The sequence below is a fragment of the Cellulosimicrobium sp. I38E genome, from assembly GCF_001647255.1.
Taxonomy (GTDB): domain Bacteria; phylum Actinomycetota; class Actinomycetes; order Actinomycetales; family Cellulomonadaceae; genus Cellulosimicrobium; species Cellulosimicrobium cellulans_E.
Genome location: NZ_LUAZ01000030.1, coordinates 45,501 through 62,091 on the forward strand (window position 1 = coordinate 45,501; position 16,591 = coordinate 62,091).

Here is a 16,591-nt window from a genome sequence, read left to right on the forward strand (position 1 = left end):
CGACCGTCGGCGGGCCCGTCGTGGGCCCGGCACCGGGAGAGGTTCCCGGTCGCGGTCGTACGCGCCTCGTGGCCGGCAGCCGATCGTGAATGTCGTGGCCAGGCCCGCGCTGCGGACCGTGCCGTGCCGTCGTCGTTCGCGTGACGAGCGTGAGGTCTGGACGACCGGGCAACCGATGTACGTCGGCCATGATATCGGAGAACTATCCTGGCCCGATGAGCGACGCCGAGCACGCGAGCCCCCTGACCCTGCCCACGGCGAACCACGCGGACGCCGTCGAGCTGCTCGGCCTCGTCGCCTACACGGAGCTCGCGAGCTTCGGACGGCTCGCGGGCGACGCCGCGCACGCCCCGACGCTGCGGCAGCGGCAGGCGCTCTCGCGGCTCGCGGCGGCGATGCTCGACCGGCAGGAGCGCGTCCTCGTCCGCGTGGACGAGCTGGGCGGGGACCCCGCCGACTGCATGACCGCCTTCGACGGCCTGTTCGACGACTTCGACGCGCGCACCCGCCCCAGCACGTGGTGGGAGGGGATCCTCAAGGGGTACGTGGGCCAGGGTGTGGCCGACGACTTCTGCCTGCTCGCCGCGCAGGGCCTCGACGAGCGCTCGCGCGACGTCGTCGTCGAGGCGCTCACGCAGGACACGCCGTCGCAGCGCTACGCCCCGGTCATCGCCGACGCCGCCGCCGCGGACCCGGTGCTCGCGTCCCGGCTCGCGCTGTGGGGCCGGCGCCTCGTCGGCGAGGCGCTGGGCGTCGTCGGCGTCGTCCTCGCCCAGCGGCCCGCGCTCGCGCGCCTCGTCGCCGCGGGGATCGACGCGACGGCCGAGGCCGCGTCGAACGGCCCGGCGCCGGCGACCCAGTCGTGGGTGTTCTCGCGCCTCACGGCGGAGCACTCCCGGCGCATGGACCGCCTGGGTCTGGCGGCCTGACGACGCCGCCGTCGCGCCCGGGGGCGCGACGGCGGCGTCGTCGACGGTCAGGTCGTGGCGGTCAGAGAGAGCCGAAACCGACCTTGCGCTGCTCCTCGGTGCCGATCTCGACGTAGCCGAGCGACGCCGTCGGGATGATCACGCGGCGACCGCGCGAGTCGGTGAGCTCGAGGGCGGGGGCGCCACCGAGCGCGTCCGCGACGGCGGTCGCCACGGCCTCGGCGGACAGGTCCGTGTCGACGACGAGCTCGCGGGCCAGGTTCTGCACACCGATCGTGACTTCCACTCACATCTCCTCACAGCGGCTGCGCCAGGCGCAGCGACGACGGGCCTCGGTCCGCCTGTGGGCGTCCCACCGGCGACAACGCGTTCGATAGTAGTCAGATTCCCGCGGTCGAGCCGTCGAACGCCGCGTCCGGTCCGGGGCCGCCGTCGGCGGACGGCGCCGCCGCGGCGTCCGGGGCTCCGGCCCGCGGACGGCGCAGCATCCCGTGCACACCGCGCCAGACGAGGCGCGGGACGAGCCGGGTGACGTCGTCGGCCGACGCGGTCCCGTCCGGACGGACGGCCTCGGTCGCGGCCGCCCGGCCGACGGCGGTGCACGTCCGCGAGACGACGAGCGCCTCGTCGGCGTCGAGGTCGGTGATCCGGACGAGCACATCGGCGAACGCCCCCGCGATGCGGGCGTCGGGGGCGAGCACGCGCGCCCGCACCACCGGGTCGCGCATGACGTCGGACTCGAAGAGCAGCGCCGCGGACCTGCCGGCCGTGCGCGCGTAGGCGACGTACGCCCGGACGATGCCCTCGATGACGGCGAGACCGTCGACCGCGAGGGCGTCGAGGTCGCTCGCGGAGATCCCGGGGGCCGGCTCGCGGAACGGGTCGAGCGTGACGTGGACGGCGCGGACGAGGCGGTCGCCCTGGTCGTCGATGAGCGCGAGGTAGAGGTCGAGCTTCGAGGGGAAGTGCCGGTAGAGCACGGGCTTGCCGACCCCGGCGCGGTCCGCGATGTCGTCCATCGAGATGTGGTGGTAGCCGTGGGAGGCGAAGAGCTCCTCGGCGATCGTCAGGAGCTGCGTCCGCCGCTCGTCCCGGGGCATCCGGGTGCGCGCGGCGACGGGCGGCCCGGCCGTGCCGCGCCCGCGTCCCTCGCTGGCTCCGGTCATGGGGGGGAGGATACGGAAACGGCGCCTCGTGTCGACCGGGCGTCGCGAGGAGTGGGACGATGGGCGGGTGCCCGACAGACATACCCCCCCGAACCGCCCGTCGACAGCTCGCGTGAAGCGCTCCTCGCGGGGCGTGCGGCACGGTGCGGCGGTCGCCGCCTGCCTCGTGGTCGGGTTCGGCGGCGGCGCCGCGACGGCGGAGGTCTGGGACGTCCCGAGCGTGACCGCGCCCGTCTCGGCGGACCGGGAGGACCCGCCTGCTCCGGCCCGCGACGAGGCCGACGCGGCGAGCCGGTCCGGCGCGGAGCGCGCGGGCGACGCGGTGCAGGCGCCGGAGCTCCGCGAGCGCGTCGCGCCGCGCCCGGACGTGGTCGTGCCGCTCGCGCCTGCGGACCCGCCGCCGCCGGCGGCCGAGGCGGAGCCGGTGCCCGAACCCACGCCGACGACGCCCGCGGCGCCCGCGGCGCCGGTCGCGGAGCCGGGCTCCGGGCTCGTGGGCGAGGTCGTCGTCGCGCCCGACCTCGGGGGCGCGCTCGACGTCGTCCCGGGCGAGGTCCCGGCCCCCGGGATGGGCACCGTGCGGTCCGTGCGGGTCGAGGTCGAGCAGGGCCTGCCCGTGGACGGCGAGGTCCTCGCGACGGCGGTGCTCGCCACGCTCAACGACCCGCGCGGGTGGTCGGGCCCCGACGGCGTGACGTTCTCCCGGACGGCTGCCGACGACGCGTCGATCCGCGTCGTGCTCGCGAGCCCCGCGACGACCGACCGGATGTGCGCCCCGCTCGCGACCGAGGGGAAGTACTCGTGCGGCAACTCCGTGTCCGGCGTCGCGGTGCTCAACTTCGAGCGCTGGGTGCTCGGCGCCCCCGACTTCGGTGACGACCTCGCGACGTACCGCCAGTACCTGGTCAACCACGAGGTGGGTCACGTGCTCGGGCACGGGCACGAGGACTGCCCGGCCCCGGGCGCCGTCGCGCCGGTGATGGTGCAGCAGTCGATCTCGGCCCAGGGGTGCCTGACCAACGGGTGGCCCGTGCCGTAGCGGCGCTCTCGCCGCGCCGTCGGCGATGCCCACGGTGTGGGTGGCACGTGATGGGATCGGGTCCGTGCCCCGGACGACCGCCCCTCGCCTCGTCGCGCGGCCTCGCGACCACGAGGCCGACGTCACGCTCGACGACTCCCAGCGCGCGGCGCTCGCCGCGGCGGCCGGGCCGGGCGCGACGCTCGTCGTCGGGGCGCCGGGCACGGGGAAGACGCTCGTCGCGCAGGAGGTCGTGCTCGCGGCGCTCGCCGACGGCCTCGCCCCGGAGCGCGTCCTGCTCCTCGCCTCGTCCCGGCGTGCCGCCGCTGCGCTCCGCGACCGCCTGTCGGCCCGCGCCCGCCGCACCGTCGGTGCGCCGATGGTGCGCACCGCGGCCTCGACGGCCTTCGCCGTGCTGCGCGAGCGCGCGGCCGCGCTGGGAGAGCCCGTCCCGACGCTCATCTCCGGACCGGAGCAGGACCTCGTGCTCTCCGAGCTGCTGGAGGGCCACCTGGAGGGCGACCTCGCGCACCTGGGCTCGCCCCTGGTCCTGCCGCCCGGCCTCCCCGAGGAGGCGCTCGGGCTCCGGGGCCTGCGCCAGGAGCTCCGCGACCTCCTCATGCGCGCGGCGGAGCGCGGCCTGACGCCCGCCGACCTCGCCGCGCTCGGAGACCGCTACGAGCGGCCCGAGTGGTCGCTGGGTGCCCAGCTCTTCGCGGAGTACCTCGACGTGACCGCGCTGCGCGCGGGGACGCCGGACGCGGGCGCCCGGTTCGACCCGGCGATCGTGGTCGACGAGGCGGCCGAGGCCCTCCTCGCGTGGGACGACGAGGTGCCCGACGCCGCCCGGCCGCGCTGGGACCTCGTCGTCGTCGACGACTACCAGGAGGCGACGGTCGCGACCGCACGGCTCCTGCACGTGCTGCACGACGACGGCGCACGGCTCGTGCTGCTCGGCGACCCCGACGCGGCGGTGCAGACCTTCCGCGGTGCGAGCCCGGGCCTCGTCGGCCGTGCCTCGGCGCCCGCCCGCCGGGACGGGGCCCGGCGCGGCGAGCTCGGGGCGCGCGTGGCCGTGCTCGGCACGGCGTGGCGGCAGGACGCCGCGCTGCGGGACGTGACGCGCCGGGTCGCGGCGCAGGTCGGCACCGTCGCCGGCGCGGTGCACCGCGGTGCGGCCCCCCGCGGTGCGCCGCTCGACGCGGCGGGCGCGGCCGGCACGTCCGGTCAGGTGGCCGCGCATCGGGGGACCGGCTCGGGCGGCGAGCCCGGGGCTGCCCCACCCGTCCAGGTCGTCGTGCTCTCCGCCGTCGCGCAGGAGGCCGCGTTCGTGGCGCGCGAGCTGCGGGCCGAGCACCTGCTGCACGGCACGCCGTGGCACCGGATGGCGGTCGTCGCCCGCACCGGGACCCGTCTCGCGGCGCTGCGCCGGGAGCTCGTCGCGGCCTCGGTGCCGGTCACGCTGCTCGGCTCCGACGTCCCGCTGCGCGACGAGCCGGCCGTCGCGCCGCTGCTCGCGGCGGTCCGCGTGTGCGTCGCGGACGAGGACGACGTCGATGCCCTGGACCCCTTCACCGCCGCAGCCCTGCTCACGTCGCCGGTCGGCGCTCTGGACGTCGTCGCGCTCCGTCGGCTGCGGCGGGCGCTGCGAGCGGAGGAGCTCGAGGGCGGGGGCGGGCGCTCGTCGGACGCGCTGCTCGTCGAGCTGCTGCTGGACCCGGCACGCGCCGCGACGCTGCCGCCCACCGTGCGGCGCGGGCCGGCCGCCGTCGCGCGCGCGCTCGCGGCGGGCCGGGCGGCGGCGGCCGAGCCCGGCGCGACGGCGCAGACCGTGCTGTGGGCGGTGTGGGCGGCGACCGGGCTCGCGGAGCGGTGGCGGTCGGCGGCGCTCGACGGCGGACCGGCCGGGGCGCGCGCGGACCGTGACCTCGACGCGGTGCTCGCGCTGTTCCGCGCGGCCGAGACCTTCGTCGACCGCATGCCCGGCGCGCCGGCCGAGGCGTTCGTCGAGTACCTCGCGTCGCAGGACCTGCCGGCCGACTCGCTCGCGGCGAGCGCGAGCGGCGCCGACGCCGTGGCGGCGCTGACGCCCGCGGGCGCCGCGGGGCGCGAGTGGGACGTCGTCGTGGTCGCGGGCGTGCAGGACGGCGTCTGGCCGGACCTGCGCCTGCGCGACTCGTTGCTCGGGTCGCAGGCGCTCGTCGAGCTCCTCGCGGGCCGCGCGCACGACGCGCACGGCGTCGGGTCGCAGGCGCGCGCCCAGGTGCTCGCGGACGAGCTGCGGGCGTTCGTCGTCGCGACGTCGCGCGCGACCCGGCGGCTCGTGGTGACGGCGGTCCAGGACGCGGAGGAGGCGCCGTCGGTGTTCTGCGACCTCGTCGTCCCGCCCGCCGCTCCCGAGGGACCGGACGCGGGCCCGGACGGGCCCGACGACGAGTCCCCGCCGCCGGCGGCGACGGGTGGGCCGGGCGCGGCCCCGGCGCCCGGCGCGGACCCGGACGCGCGCCGTCACGTGCGCGTCGGTGCCCCGCTCGACCTGCGCGGGCTCGTCGCCGCCGCGCGCGGCGTGCTCGTCGAGGCGGCCGCTCGCGAGGCTCGCGCGGTCGAGCTCGCCGAGGACGGCGCGCCGGACGCGCGCGCGGTCGCCGCGGCCACGCTCCTGGCCGACCTGGGCGAGCTCGGTGTCGCGGAGGCGCGGCCGGAGACCTGGTACGGCGTCGCGGGCGTGTCGAGCGCCGCACCCCTGCGCGGCGCGGAGGAGATCGTCACGGTGTCGCCGTCGAAGGTCGAGACCGTCTCGACCTGTCCGTTGCGGTGGTCGCTCGAGGCCGCGGGCGGCACGGCGCCCGACGCGACGCACCAGAGCCTCGGCACGCTCGTGCACTCGATCGCGGAGACCCACCCCTCAGGGACGCTCGCCGAGCTGCGCGCGGAGCTCGACCGTCGCTGGGCGGAGCTCGCGCTGCCGGAGGGCTGGCCGACGCGCCAGCTCCGCCGTCGCGCGGAGCGCATGATCGAGAAGCTCGCGGCCTACGTGGCGCAGGCCGGCGAGCCGCTCCTCGTCGAGCCCACGTTCGACGTGACCGTGGGGCGGGCGCGCCTGCGCGGGACGATCGACCGGGTCGAGGACGCGGGGGAGGGCAAGGTCCGCGTCGTCGACCTCAAGACGGGACGGCGTACCGCGACCAAGGCGGAGGGCGCCGAGCACCCGCAGCTCGGCGCGTACCAGCTCGCGGTCGAGGCGGGCGCGCTCGACGTGCCCGAGGGGACGCGGAGCGCGGGGGCGCAGCTCGTCTACGTGGGCAGCACGCACGTCGGCCCCGCCGTCGTCCCGCAGCCCGCCCTCGATCCGGCGCCCGACGGCTCGAGCTGGGCGCGCGACCTCGTCGAGGAGGCCGCCGGGACGATGTCGGCGGCGACGTTCACGGCCCGCCAGAACGGGCTGTGCGAGATGTGCCCGGTGCGTCGGGCGTGCCCGGTGCAGCCCGAGGGCAGGAGGGTCGTGGCATGAGCAGCGAGCTGTTCGAGCTCCCCGAGCCGACGCCGCCGGTCCGGCTGGTCGCTGCCGACGGCGTCGTGGTCGCGCCCGAGACCACGACGCCCGGCACGATCGAGCCGCCGCGCCCGACGCTGTCCGCGACGCGGATCGCGGACCTGCTGGGCCGGCCCCGCCCGACCCCGGAGCAGGTCGAGGTGATCGAGGCACCGCTCGAGCCGACGCTCGTCGTCGCGGGGGCGGGCTCGGGCAAGACGGAGACCATGGCGGCGCGCGTCGTCTGGCTCATCGCGAACGAGCTCGTCGCGCCGGACGCGGTCCTCGGCCTGACCTTCACGCGCAAGGCGGCGGGCGAGCTGTCCGAGCGCGTCCAGGTGCGGCTCGCGCAGCTCGCGCGCGCCCGCGGCGGCGCGTCGTCCGCCCTCTCGCTGCTCGACCGGCCGACGGTCGCGACGTACAACGCGTACGCCGCCTCGCTCGTGGGCGACCACGGCCTGCGCGTGGGCGTCGAGCCCGGCGCGCGGCTCCTCGGCGAGGCGCAGCAGTGGCAGCTCGCGTCCGAGGTCGTGGAGGGGTGGGACGACGACCTCGGCACGGACCGCGCGCTCAGCACGGTCGTCGCGGCCGTCCTCGGCCTGTCCGGCGCCCTCGGCGAGCACCTCCTCGAGCCGGGCGAGGCCCGGGACCGTCTCGCCGACATCGTCGAGCAGCTCGACGCGCTGCCGCTCGGGCCGCGGCAGAAGGCCCGGACCAAGGAGGTCGAGAAGCTCGTCGGTGACGTCGCCGAGCGCGTCCGGCTGCTCGACGTCGTCGCGGAGTACCGGCGGCGCAAGCGCGCCACGGACTCCCTCGACTTCGGCGACCAGGTGGCGCTCGCGGCCCGCCTCGCGCGCGAGGTCCCGGTCGTGGGGGAGACCGAGCGAGCGCGGTTCCGCGTCGTCCTGCTCGACGAGTACCAGGACACGTCGCACGCGCAGGTCGAGCTCCTCGCGGGCCTGTTCGGCAGCGGGCACCCGGTGACGGCCGTCGGCGACCCGCACCAGTCGATCTACGGCTGGCGCGGCGCGAGCGCGGGCGGCCTCGCCCGGTTCCCCGAGCGGTTCCCCCGGGCGACGGGCGACCGGTCGGCGGTGCGCTTCCTGTCGACGTCGTGGCGCAACGACGCCGCGGTGCTCGCGGCGGCGAACGTCACCGCCGGCCCGCTGCGTGGAGCGGGGGGCGCGGGTTCCGGTGATCGCGTCGAGGTGCCGCCGCTCACGCTGCGGCCCGACGCCGGGCCGGGCACGGTGTCCGCGCACGTCGCGGCCACCGCGGAGGAGGAGGCCGCCGCGGTCGCGGAGCTCGTCGCGGCACGATGGCGGCCCGCGGGCGCCCCGGGCGGGCGGGTCACCGCGGCGGTCCTGTGCCGCAAGCGCAGCCAGTTCGCCGCGGTCGAGGTCGCGCTGCGACGCAGGGGGCTGCCCGTGGAGGTCGTCGGCCTCGGGGGGCTGCTCACGACGCCGGAGGTCGTCGACGTCGTCGCGCTCCTCGAGGCGGTGCACGACCCGTCGCGCGGCGACGCGCTCGTCCGGCTCCTGACGGGTCCCCGGCTCAACCTCGGGTCGGCGGACCTGCACGCCCTGGGGAGCCGCGCCGCCGACCTCGCGCGCCACGAGGGCGCGCTCGGGTCCCGTCGGCGCGCGGCGGCGGCGGACGGCGAGGGCGCGGACCTGGTGGTCGTCGAGGGCGACGTCGCCGACCACCGCTCGATCGTCGACGCCCTCGACGACCTGCCGGACCCGGGCGAGCCCGCGGCCGACGGGCGCACGCTCACGGCCCAGGGCCACGCGCGCCTCGCGGCGCTGTCGCGCACCCTGCGGGTCCTGCGCGGACTCACCTACCTGTCGCTGCCGGAGCTCGTCGTCGAGGCGGAGCGCGCGCTCGGTCTCGACGTCGAGGCCGTGACGAACGACGCGCTGCTCGCCTCGCGTCGGCTCGTCGACCCGGAGGCCGTGAGCGACCGGGCGCGCGAGCACCTCGACGCCTTCCGCGACGTCGCCGCGACGTTCACCCAGACCGCGGACGTCGTGACGCTCGGTGCGTTCCTCGCGTGGCTCGGCGTCGCCTCGACGCGCGAGAACGGGCTGGACCTGCCGGTGCGCGAGCCGGACCCGGACGCCGTGCAGGTCATCACCGCGCACGCCGCGAAGGGGCTCGAGTGGGACGTCGTCGTCGTCCCCGGGCTCGTGGACGGCGTGTTCCCGACGACGGCGCAGTCGTCCTCGGGGGTGCGCGCGGACAGCGGGTGGCTCACCGACGTGAGCCAGCTCCCGTACCCGCTGCGCGGTGACGCCGCCGACCTGCCGGAGTTCCGGTTCGACCTCGCGTCGGACACCAAGGAGCTCGTGGCGCGGCGCGACGAGTTCCGCGCGGCGAGCGGCGAGCACCAGCTCGCGGAGGAGCGCCGGCTCGCCTACGTCGCGTTCACCCGGGCGCGCCGCGAGCTGTACCTCACGGCGTCGTGGTGGCAGACGGGCTCGCGCCCGCGCGTCCTCTCGCCGTTCCTCCTCGAGCTCGTGGAGTCCGGGGTGGTGGCGGCGGACGGCTGGTCGGCCCCGCCCGGACCCGACGACACCAACCCGCTCGAGGACGTCGAGGTGACCGGCGAGTGGCCCGCGCCCGACGACGCCCCCGTCGGGTCGGCGCGCGCGGTGCTGCGCCGCACCGCGGCAGCCGTCGAGCGCGCCCGCGAAGCGCGCGCTCGACGTCCCGCCGACGAGCCGCGCGGTGACGCCGCGCCGAACCTCCGCGCGGACGCGCCGACGAGGGTCGCGTCCGTTCCCGGATCCGCGGCAGACCCCGTGGCCGACCAGTCCGAGAGGGGCCCGGCCGGGCTCACCGCGCCCGCCGGCGTGCTCGTGGACGCCGAGGGGCGCGACCTCGTCGCGCTCGCCCGGGTCCTGCTCGCGGAGCGGGCCGATCGCTCCGGCCGGGAGGTCGAGCTCCCGGCGCACGTGTCGGCGTCCAGCCTGGTGCGGCTCGCGGCCGACCGCGACGAGTACGCGCTGCACCTGCGGCGTCCCGTCCCGGTCGAGCCCACCGTGCACGCACGCCGGGGCACGCGGTTCCACCTGTGGGCCGAGCGCTACTTCACGACGTCGTCGCTCCTGGACGTCGAGGACCTCCCCGGCGCGGACGACGACGACCTCGACCCCGACGCGGACCTCGAGACCCTGCAGCGGACGTTCCTCGCGTCCGAGTGGGCGAGCCGGACCCCGGTCGCGGTCGAGGTCGACGTCGAGACCCCGGTCGGTGACACGGTGCTGCGCTCGCGCATCGACGCGGTGTTCCCCGAGCGGCCGGAGCACGCCGGAGGCGTGCGCGACGCCGTCGTGGTCGTCGACTGGAAGACGGGACGGGCACCCACGGATTCCGCCGCACGCAGCGTGCGCGAGGTGCAGCTCGCGGTCTACCGGCTCGCGTGGTCGCGGTGGACGGGGCTGCCGCTCGAGAAGGTGAACGCCGCGTTCTACTACGTCGCGTCCGACGAGACCGTGCGCCCGCGCCGGCTCCTCGGCGAGGAGGAGATCGAGGCGTTGCTCGCGGGCTGACCCCGGACCGGACCCGCGGGCGTGGGCGGCCTGCGCCGGGCCGCCGAGCCGGGTCAGTCGTCGGCGTCCTCCGTGGCGTCGTCGAGGTCGGCGAGCATGTCGAGCGCGTCGGCGACGACGTCGTCGAGCCCGTGCCGCACGCCGTGCAGGAGCCAGCGCGCGAGCGCGAGCTCGCCGACGAGGAGCGCGCGGTCCACGAGGTGCTTGTCGGTGAGCTCGGTGCGGCGCAGCTGGTACGCCTCCATGATCGAGTCGATCGCCTCCGGCGGTGCGGAGACGAGCAGCCACGCGAGGTCGTCCGCGGGGTCCGCGACGCGCGCGCTGGCCCAGTCCGTCACGGCGACGACGCGGCCGCGCGCGACGAGGACCTGCTCCGGGCCGAGGTCCCCGTGCACGACGACCGGCTGGAACCGCCACAGCGAGACGTCCTCGAGCGCCGTCTCCCAGCGGCGCAGGAGGGCCGTCGGGACCTTTCCGGTCGCCGCCGCCTCGTCGAGCTCCGCCATCCGCCGGGCGCGGTACTCCTCGACGTCGTACCCGGGCAGCCCGGCGTCGTCGACGATCGTGCGGGGCAGCTCGTGGATCGACGCGAGCACGCGGCCGAGGTCGGCGGCGAGCCCGGGCCCGGGGCGCAGCGCGTCGACGTCGAGCGTCGTCCCGTCGAGCGCCGGGTGCACGACCGCGCGACCACCCTCGGGCAGGAGCGCGGTCCCGCTGATGCGGGGCACCGCGAAGGACAGCACGCCGGTGTCGGCGTAGAGCTGGAGCGAGGTGAGGAGCTCCGCCTCGGCCTCGAGCGCCGCCCCCGCCTGGAGGCTGCGCGGGGCGCGCACCGTCCACCGGGCGCCGTCGGCGTCGGTCACGACGGCGGTGTCGTAGTCGCCCGGGTCCTCGACGGCCAGCGCGCTGCGGGCGTCGAGACCCGGCACGGCGGCGGTCGCGAGCGCGGCGAGGGTCAACGGTGAGCGAGGCACCCGACCACGGTAGTCGCTCCCCGCCCGCCGCCCGGGCCACCCACGCCGGTCGTGTGGCCTACGGTCGGAGGGTGACCACCCCTGCCGCCCGACCGTCGTCGGGCACGCTCCCCAGGACCACCCTCCGCGACCTCCCGCTGCCGCTCGACGCGGCGGTCCTGGACCGCGCGGCCCACCGCCGCGGCGAGCCCGACCTCGTGCGGACGCTGCGCGGCGAGGCCACGACCCGCGTCGTCCTCGTCCACCGCGGCCGCCTCGCGCTCGCCGGGCCGGGCCCGGCGGACGGCGTGGCGCTGCTCGACCCGGCGGCGCTGGCCGACGTCGGTGCCGCCGCCGACGAGGACCAGGCACGCTGGCTCTTCCTCGGCGAGGGGGACGGCGTCGCGTACGTGGCGCTCGTCCTGCCCGACGACGCCGACGCGGAGGAGGTCGACATCGAGGGCGTCGACGCCTCCGACCCGTTCGCCGTGCTCGCTCGCGAGCGGTCGTGGTCGGGGCTCCGCGAGCTGGTCGGAGGTCTCGAGGGGCCGCTGGCGGGGCTCGCGACCGAGGCCGTCGCCCTCGCGGCGTGGCACGCGAACCACACCCGGTGCCCGCGCTGCGGGGGGCGGACGACGGTCGAGAACGGGGGCTGGACGCGGCGCTGCGTCGCGCAGGGCGTGGAGCTGTACCCGCGCACGGACCCGGCGGTCATCATGACGGTCGTGCACGGCGAGGGTGACGACGAGCGGCTGCTGCTCGGCCACGCCGCGCACTGGCCCGAGCGGCGCTTCTCGACGCTCGCCGGGTACGTCGAGCCGGGCGAGTCCCTCGAGAGCGCGGTCCGGCGCGAGGTGGCGGAGGAGGCGGGCGTCGTCGTCGGCGAGGTCGCCTACCGGGGCAGCCAGCCGTGGCCCTTCCCGGCGTCGCTCATGCTCGGGTTCGCCGCGCGGGCGCTGACGACCGAGCTGCACGTCGACGGTGTCGAGCTCACCGACGCGCGCTGGTTCACGCGCCCCGAGCTCGCCGCCGCGGTCCGCACGGGCGACGTGCTGCTCCCGGGCCGCGCGTCCATCGCGCGCTCGCTCGTCGAGGACTGGTTCGGCGACCGCCTCCCCGACGCCTGAACCCCCGAGACGTCGTGGGCATGAAGGAGGGCCCGGTCCGGGCGTCCGGACCGGGCCCCTCTCCTGCCCACCTCCGGGTGGGATCAGACGGCGAGGCGCTGCTTGACCTCGGCGAGCGACGGGTTGGTCGCGGCGGAGCCGTCGGGGAAGACGACGGTCGGGACCGTCTGGTTGCCGCCGTTGACCGACTCCACGAACTCCGCGGTCCCCGGGGTCTCCTCGATGTTCACCTCGGTGTAGCCGATGCCCTCGGAGTCGAGCTGCGTCTTGAGGCGGCGGCAGTACCCGCACCAGCTCGTCGAGTACATGACGATCGAGCCGGCGTCGGGAAGGGTCGGGGCGGTGCTCATCGAGGGCTCTCCAGGTGCGGGTCCGGGCGGCGCGTGCCGCGGGCGATCGGTCGTGACGGTAACACCGGCGGCCCGCGCGCTGTTCCCACCGTCAGCCCGCCCCAGGCCCGGCAGACGCCCGACAGACGCCCGGCAGTCGCCCGAGCGAGCCGGCTCCCGCGTGTCACCGGTGCCTGCGAGAATCGTGGGTGATGTCCACGCCACCGGTCTCACGTCCGCCGTCACTGCGCTCCGCCGACGAGATCCTCGACGCGCTCGACCCCGACCAGCGCGACGTCGCCGTCGCGCTGCGTGGCCCCGTCTGCGTCCTGGCCGGAGCGGGGACGGGCAAGACGCGCGCGATCACCCACCGCATCGCCTACGGCGTCCGCACCGGCGTGTACGCCCCCACGAGCGTGCTCGCCGTGACGTTCACGGCGCGCGCCGCGGGCGAGATGCGCACGCGCCTGCGCGAGCTCGGCGCGACGGGCGTCCAGGCGCGCACGTTCCACGCCGCGGCGCTGCGACAGCTCGGCTACTTCTGGCCCAAGGTGGTCGGCGGGGCGCCGCCGCGCATCCTCGAGCACAAGGCACCGGTCATCGCCGAGTCCGCGCGCCGGCTCGGGGTCGGCGTCGACCGCGTCGCGGTGCGCGACCTGTCGTCCGAGGTCGAGTGGGCCAAGGTCTCGCTCGTCACCGCCGACGACTACGTCCGGGCGTGCGAGGCGATCGACCGCGAGCCTCCCGCGGGCTACGACCACCAGACGGTCGCGCGCCTCATCACGGCGTACGAGGACGTGAAGACCGAGAGGTCGGTCATCGACTTCGAGGACGTGCTCCTCATGCTGGGCGACATGCTCTCGACGCAGGGCGGGGTCGCGGACGAGGTGCGGCGCCAGTACCGCCACTTCGTCGTCGACGAGTACCAGGACGTCTCCCCGCTCCAGCAGTTCGTCCTCGACCAGTGGCTTGGGGGACGTGAGGAGCTGTGCGTCGTCGGGGACCCGTCGCAGACGATCTACTCGTTCACGGGCGCGACGCCGCACCACCTCCTCACGTTCTCGCGCACCCACCCGGGCGCCCAGGTCATCCGGCTCGTGCGCGACTACCGCTCGACGCCGCAGGTCGTGAACCTCGCGAACCAGCTCCTCGCGCGCGCCGGGCGCGCGGGCGGTGCGCACCAGGCGCTCGAGCTCGTCGCCCAGCGGCCCGCGGGCCCACCGGTCGCGTTCACCGCGTACGACGACGACGAGGCGGAGGCAACCGGCATCGCCCAGCGGATCGCGCGGCTCCTCGCGGCGGGGACGCGCGCGAGCGAGATCGCGGTCCTGTACCGGACCAACGCGCAGTCCGAGGCGTTCGAGTCGGCGCTCGCGCACGCGGGCATCGGCTACCTCGTCCGGGGCGGCGAGCGCTTCTTCCAGCGCAAGGAGGTGCGCGACGCGATCGTGCTGCTGCGCGGCGCCGCCCGGTCTGCGGACCCGGACGTCGCGATGCCGGAGACGGTGCGCGACGTCCTCGCCGCCGCCGGGTGGGCCCCCGAGCCGCCCGCCGCGCGCGGTGCGGCGCGTGAGCGGTGGGAGTCCACGCAGGCGCTCGTCGCGCTCGCCGACGACGTCGCGGCGCTCGCGCAGGCGGCCGGGGGGCCCGCCCCGACGGTCGCGACGTTCGTGGCCGAGCTCGACGAGCGTGCCGCCGCGCAGCACGCGCCGACCGTGGAGGGCGTGACGCTCGCCTCGCTCCACGCCGCCAAGGGCCTCGAGTGGGACGCCGTGTTCCTCGCCGGCGTGAGCGAGGGCCTCATGCCGATCTCGCTCGCGGAGACGGACGAGGCGATCGCGGAGGAGCGGCGGCTGCTCTACGTGGGCATCACCCGTGCCCGGGAGCACCTCGAGCTGTCGTTCGCGCGGTCGCGCAACCCGGGTGGTCGTGCGACACGGCGCCGGACGCGCTTCCTCGACGGGCTGTGGCCCGACGAGCCGGGCGCCCACGGGACGCGTCGTCCGCGCGCCGGGCAGGCGAAGCTGCGGCTGACGGGGGATTACGACCGCGAGCTGTTCGAGAACCTGCGCGAGTGGCGGCGCCAGGTCGCTCAGGAGACCGACAAGCCCGCGTTCACGGTGGTCGTGGACACGACGCTCGCGGCGATCGCCGAGACGCGGCCCAGCAGCACGGCCGCGCTGGCCCGCATCAACGGGCTCGGGCCCGCGAAGATCGAGCGGTACGGCGCGACGATCCTGGACATCGTGGGCCGCGCGGAGCGGTGACGGGGAGCCGTTCCGGGGCCCCGCGGAGGGTGGGAGAAACTCGTCGAAGAATTTCCCGTAAATAAGTTGTGCGTCCCGCGACGCGCGACATATGGTCGACGAGTCCTGTTGGAGAGGGGCGCGCCGGGAGGCGGGCCTCGAACGGAGAGAGGGGGTGGGAAAGCTGATGAAGAACCAGATCGCCATGGCGAACCTGCTGGATAACGCGTCCGTCTACACGGGCACGCCGGGAGGACTCCGTCCGCGTGCAACCGCGCACCGCGGCGGCACCTTCGTCACCCGCCCCGCTCCCGACTCCGCCTCCAGGACACGTCTGGTCTGACCGACCAGAACCTTCCAGGCCGCGGAGTCCGTCTCGGACCCGTGGCCTTCGTGTTCTCCAGAGCACGTCCGCCGATGAGGATCACCGGTCACTCCCGTCTCTCCCATGACGGGGACCGCTGTCCTCGGGGTCCTGTGACGACGACGTTCACACCCACGACAGGACATCACTGGAGGACATCGTGCGGCTCACCGCGCTGCTCGACAACATCACTGCCCAGGGCGGATCCGGCCCCTGGGTCCCCCACCAACCGCTGGCCACGCCCCTCGGCGAGAAGGACTCCGCGGAGTTCGACCGTCTCCTCGCGGGTCTGCTGCCCTGCCGCACCAACGACCCGGAGCTCTGGTTCGCCGAGCGGTCCGCCGAGGTCGAGGAGGCCAAGGCCCTGTGCCGCACGTGCCCCCTCGTCGAGGGCTGCCTCGCCGGCGCGATCGAGCGTCGCGAGCCCTGGGGCGTCTGGGGCGGCGAGGTCTTCGTGGACGGCGTCGTCGTCGCGCGCAAGCGCGGCCGCGGCCGTCCGAGCAAGGCCGAGGTGCTCGCCCGCGAGGCCGAGCGCCAGGCGCAGGAGGCCGGGCGCGTCGAGGCCGGGGCGTCAGTCGGCGCCTCGACGGCGGCCTGACATGGGCAGCGGCGCCCCGTCCGGGGGCGTGCGCGCCAGCTCGTCGCACCCGCACCGCGGGTGGCGACCCGTCTCGCGCAGCCGCGGCACCGCATCGGGAGCAGGAATCTCGATGTGCGCCGTGGCTGCGCGGGGCACCAGCCCGTCCAGGGCTGCCAGGACCTGACCGAGCGCGACCGCGGCCGCCGACGCCGCGAGCGACGACTCCTCGGCCACGCGCACGGCACGGGCGCGCAGCTGCCGCGCGAGCTGAGGCCAGCACGGGTCGGCGTCCGCACGGTGCAGGTCCACGCACGTCAGGCACGGGTCGAGGCCCGGGCGGACGAACGGTCCGACGACGACGTCGGCCTCGCGCACCACGACCGACAGGTGCGCCACCCCCTCTCCCACGATCCTCCCGACTCGTTCCGGGTCCGCCGCGCCGTGCTCGACCACGACCACGACGTCCGGCAGCGGGCCCGGTGGCCCCGCCGCCGCGGCGACGTCGACCGACGGGCGCGCGTCCGTGCCCGAGGTGACGACGACCCCGGGGGCTACGTCCTCGACGAGCCGCCGGACCGCGATGTCGCGGGGCGCCCCGACGTCGCGCAGCCGGTACGCGCCCACCCCGACGTCCGTGGTGAGGACCGTGCCACGGTCCTCCAGGACGAGCGAGCCCACGCCGGCCGTCGCGAGGTGCACGGCGAGCGAGGCCCCCACCCGCCCCAGCCCGACGACGGCGACGGTCGCCCGGGCGCGGGTCGCGAGCACGCGGTGCCCGGCGCCGTCGGGCCGC

General features: G+C 76.7%; 13 protein-coding genes. 8 read left to right on the top strand and 5 right to left on the bottom strand.

Annotated features, from left to right (window positions below; all coding sequences use genetic code 11):
* Window positions 1-215 precede the first annotated feature (215 nt).
* Entirely contained in the window at window positions 216-929 is a 714-nt protein-coding gene (locus A0J59_RS11365) for a ferritin-like fold-containing protein (RefSeq protein ID WP_064316162.1), read from the top strand.
* 61 nt (window positions 930-990) lie between these two features.
* Here A0J59_RS11365 and A0J59_RS11370 read toward each other — a convergent pair whose 3' ends face one another.
* Together A0J59_RS11370 and A0J59_RS11375 are read right to left on the bottom strand one after the other, a co-directional pair.
* The gene (locus A0J59_RS11370) at window positions 991-1,215 is read right to left on the bottom strand and encodes a DUF3107 domain-containing protein (protein WP_047234756.1); all 225 of its coding nucleotides are present in this window, start codon (window positions 1,213-1,215) and stop codon (window positions 991-993) included.
* Window positions 1,216-1,309: 94 nt separating this feature from the next.
* The gene (locus A0J59_RS11375) at window positions 1,310-2,095 is read right to left on the bottom strand and encodes a TetR/AcrR family transcriptional regulator (RefSeq protein ID WP_064316163.1); all 786 of its coding nucleotides are present in this window, start codon (window positions 2,093-2,095) and stop codon (window positions 1,310-1,312) included.
* Window positions 2,096-2,207: 112 nt separating this feature from the next.
* Between A0J59_RS11375 and A0J59_RS11380 the strand changes: the two genes are divergently transcribed.
* From A0J59_RS11380 to A0J59_RS11390, 3 genes are read left to right on the top strand one after another with little or no spacing between them, the layout of a single operon-like run.
* Window positions 2,208-3,134 (top strand): DUF3152 domain-containing protein, encoded by a 927-nt coding sequence (locus A0J59_RS11380; RefSeq protein ID WP_064316164.1) that lies wholly within the window; start codon window positions 2,208-2,210, stop codon window positions 3,132-3,134.
* A gap of 25 nt (window positions 3,135-3,159) precedes the next feature.
* Window positions 3,160-6,624, top strand: a complete 3,465-nt coding sequence (locus A0J59_RS11385) for a UrvD/REP family ATP-dependent DNA helicase (RefSeq protein WP_082918946.1) — start codon at window positions 3,160-3,162, stop codon at window positions 6,622-6,624.
* Window positions 6,621-10,199, top strand: a complete 3,579-nt coding sequence (locus tag A0J59_RS11390; protein ID WP_082918950.1) for an ATP-dependent DNA helicase — start codon at window positions 6,621-6,623, stop codon at window positions 10,197-10,199. Before A0J59_RS11385 ends, A0J59_RS11390 begins: the two co-directional genes overlap by 4 nt.
* A gap of 53 nt (window positions 10,200-10,252) precedes the next feature.
* Here the strand turns inward: A0J59_RS11390 and A0J59_RS11395 are convergent, their stop codons facing one another.
* Window positions 10,253-11,173, bottom strand: coding sequence for a phosphotransferase (locus A0J59_RS11395; RefSeq protein ID WP_047233412.1), 921 nt, complete (start codon window positions 11,171-11,173; stop codon window positions 10,253-10,255).
* A gap of 71 nt (window positions 11,174-11,244) precedes the next feature.
* Here A0J59_RS11395 and nudC point away from each other — a divergent pair, with 71 nt between their 5' ends.
* Window positions 11,245-12,279: an NAD(+) diphosphatase gene (nudC, locus tag A0J59_RS11400; RefSeq protein ID WP_082918947.1), complete on the top strand. Its 1,035-nt coding sequence runs from the start codon at window positions 11,245-11,247 to the stop codon at window positions 12,277-12,279.
* A gap of 83 nt (window positions 12,280-12,362) precedes the next feature.
* Here nudC and A0J59_RS11405 read toward each other — a convergent pair whose 3' ends face one another.
* Window positions 12,363-12,629, bottom strand: a complete 267-nt coding sequence (locus A0J59_RS11405) for a mycoredoxin (RefSeq protein ID WP_047233411.1) — start codon at window positions 12,627-12,629, stop codon at window positions 12,363-12,365.
* 191 nt (window positions 12,630-12,820) lie between these two features.
* Here A0J59_RS11405 and A0J59_RS11410 point away from each other — a divergent pair, with 191 nt between their 5' ends.
* From A0J59_RS11410 to A0J59_RS11415, 3 genes are all read left to right on the top strand, one after another.
* Window positions 12,821-14,875 carry an ATP-dependent helicase gene (locus A0J59_RS11410; RefSeq protein ID WP_064316166.1) on the top strand — a complete coding sequence of 685 codons (2,055 nt, stop codon included), beginning with the start codon at window positions 12,821-12,823 and terminating at the stop codon, window positions 14,873-14,875.
* A 154-nt stretch (window positions 14,876-15,029) separates the two neighbouring features.
* Window positions 15,030-15,197, top strand: a complete 168-nt coding sequence (locus A0J59_RS21605; protein WP_156186406.1) for a hypothetical protein — start codon at window positions 15,030-15,032, stop codon at window positions 15,195-15,197.
* A 181-nt stretch (window positions 15,198-15,378) separates the two neighbouring features.
* On the top strand, window positions 15,379-15,816 hold the full coding sequence (locus A0J59_RS11415; protein WP_082918948.1) for a WhiB family transcriptional regulator: 438 nt from the start codon (window positions 15,379-15,381) through the stop codon (window positions 15,814-15,816).
* Here A0J59_RS11415 and A0J59_RS11420 read toward each other — a convergent pair.
* Window positions 15,790-16,591: ThiF family adenylyltransferase (locus A0J59_RS11420; protein ID WP_172820048.1), on the bottom strand; the 802-nt coding region annotated here is incomplete at its 5' end. The two genes, A0J59_RS11415 and A0J59_RS11420, sit on opposite strands and share 27 nt — an antisense overlap.

Coding starts and splice junctions, on each gene's coding strand:
- A0J59_RS11365 (WP_064316162.1), top strand. CDS start 216: ATGAGCGACGCCGAGCACGCGAGCCCCCTGACCCTGCCCACGGCGAAC.
- A0J59_RS11385 (WP_082918946.1), top strand. CDS start 3,160: ATGCCCACGGTGTGGGTGGCACGTGATGGGATCGGGTCCGTGCCCCGG.
- A0J59_RS11375 (WP_064316163.1), bottom strand. CDS start 2,095: ATGACCGGAGCCAGCGAGGGACGCGGGCGCGGCACGGCCGGGCCGCCC.
- A0J59_RS11390 (WP_082918950.1), top strand. CDS start 6,621: ATGAGCAGCGAGCTGTTCGAGCTCCCCGAGCCGACGCCGCCGGTCCGG.
- A0J59_RS11405 (WP_047233411.1), bottom strand. CDS start 12,629: ATGAGCACCGCCCCGACCCTTCCCGACGCCGGCTCGATCGTCATGTAC.
- A0J59_RS11410 (WP_064316166.1), top strand. CDS start 12,821: ATGTCCACGCCACCGGTCTCACGTCCGCCGTCACTGCGCTCCGCCGAC.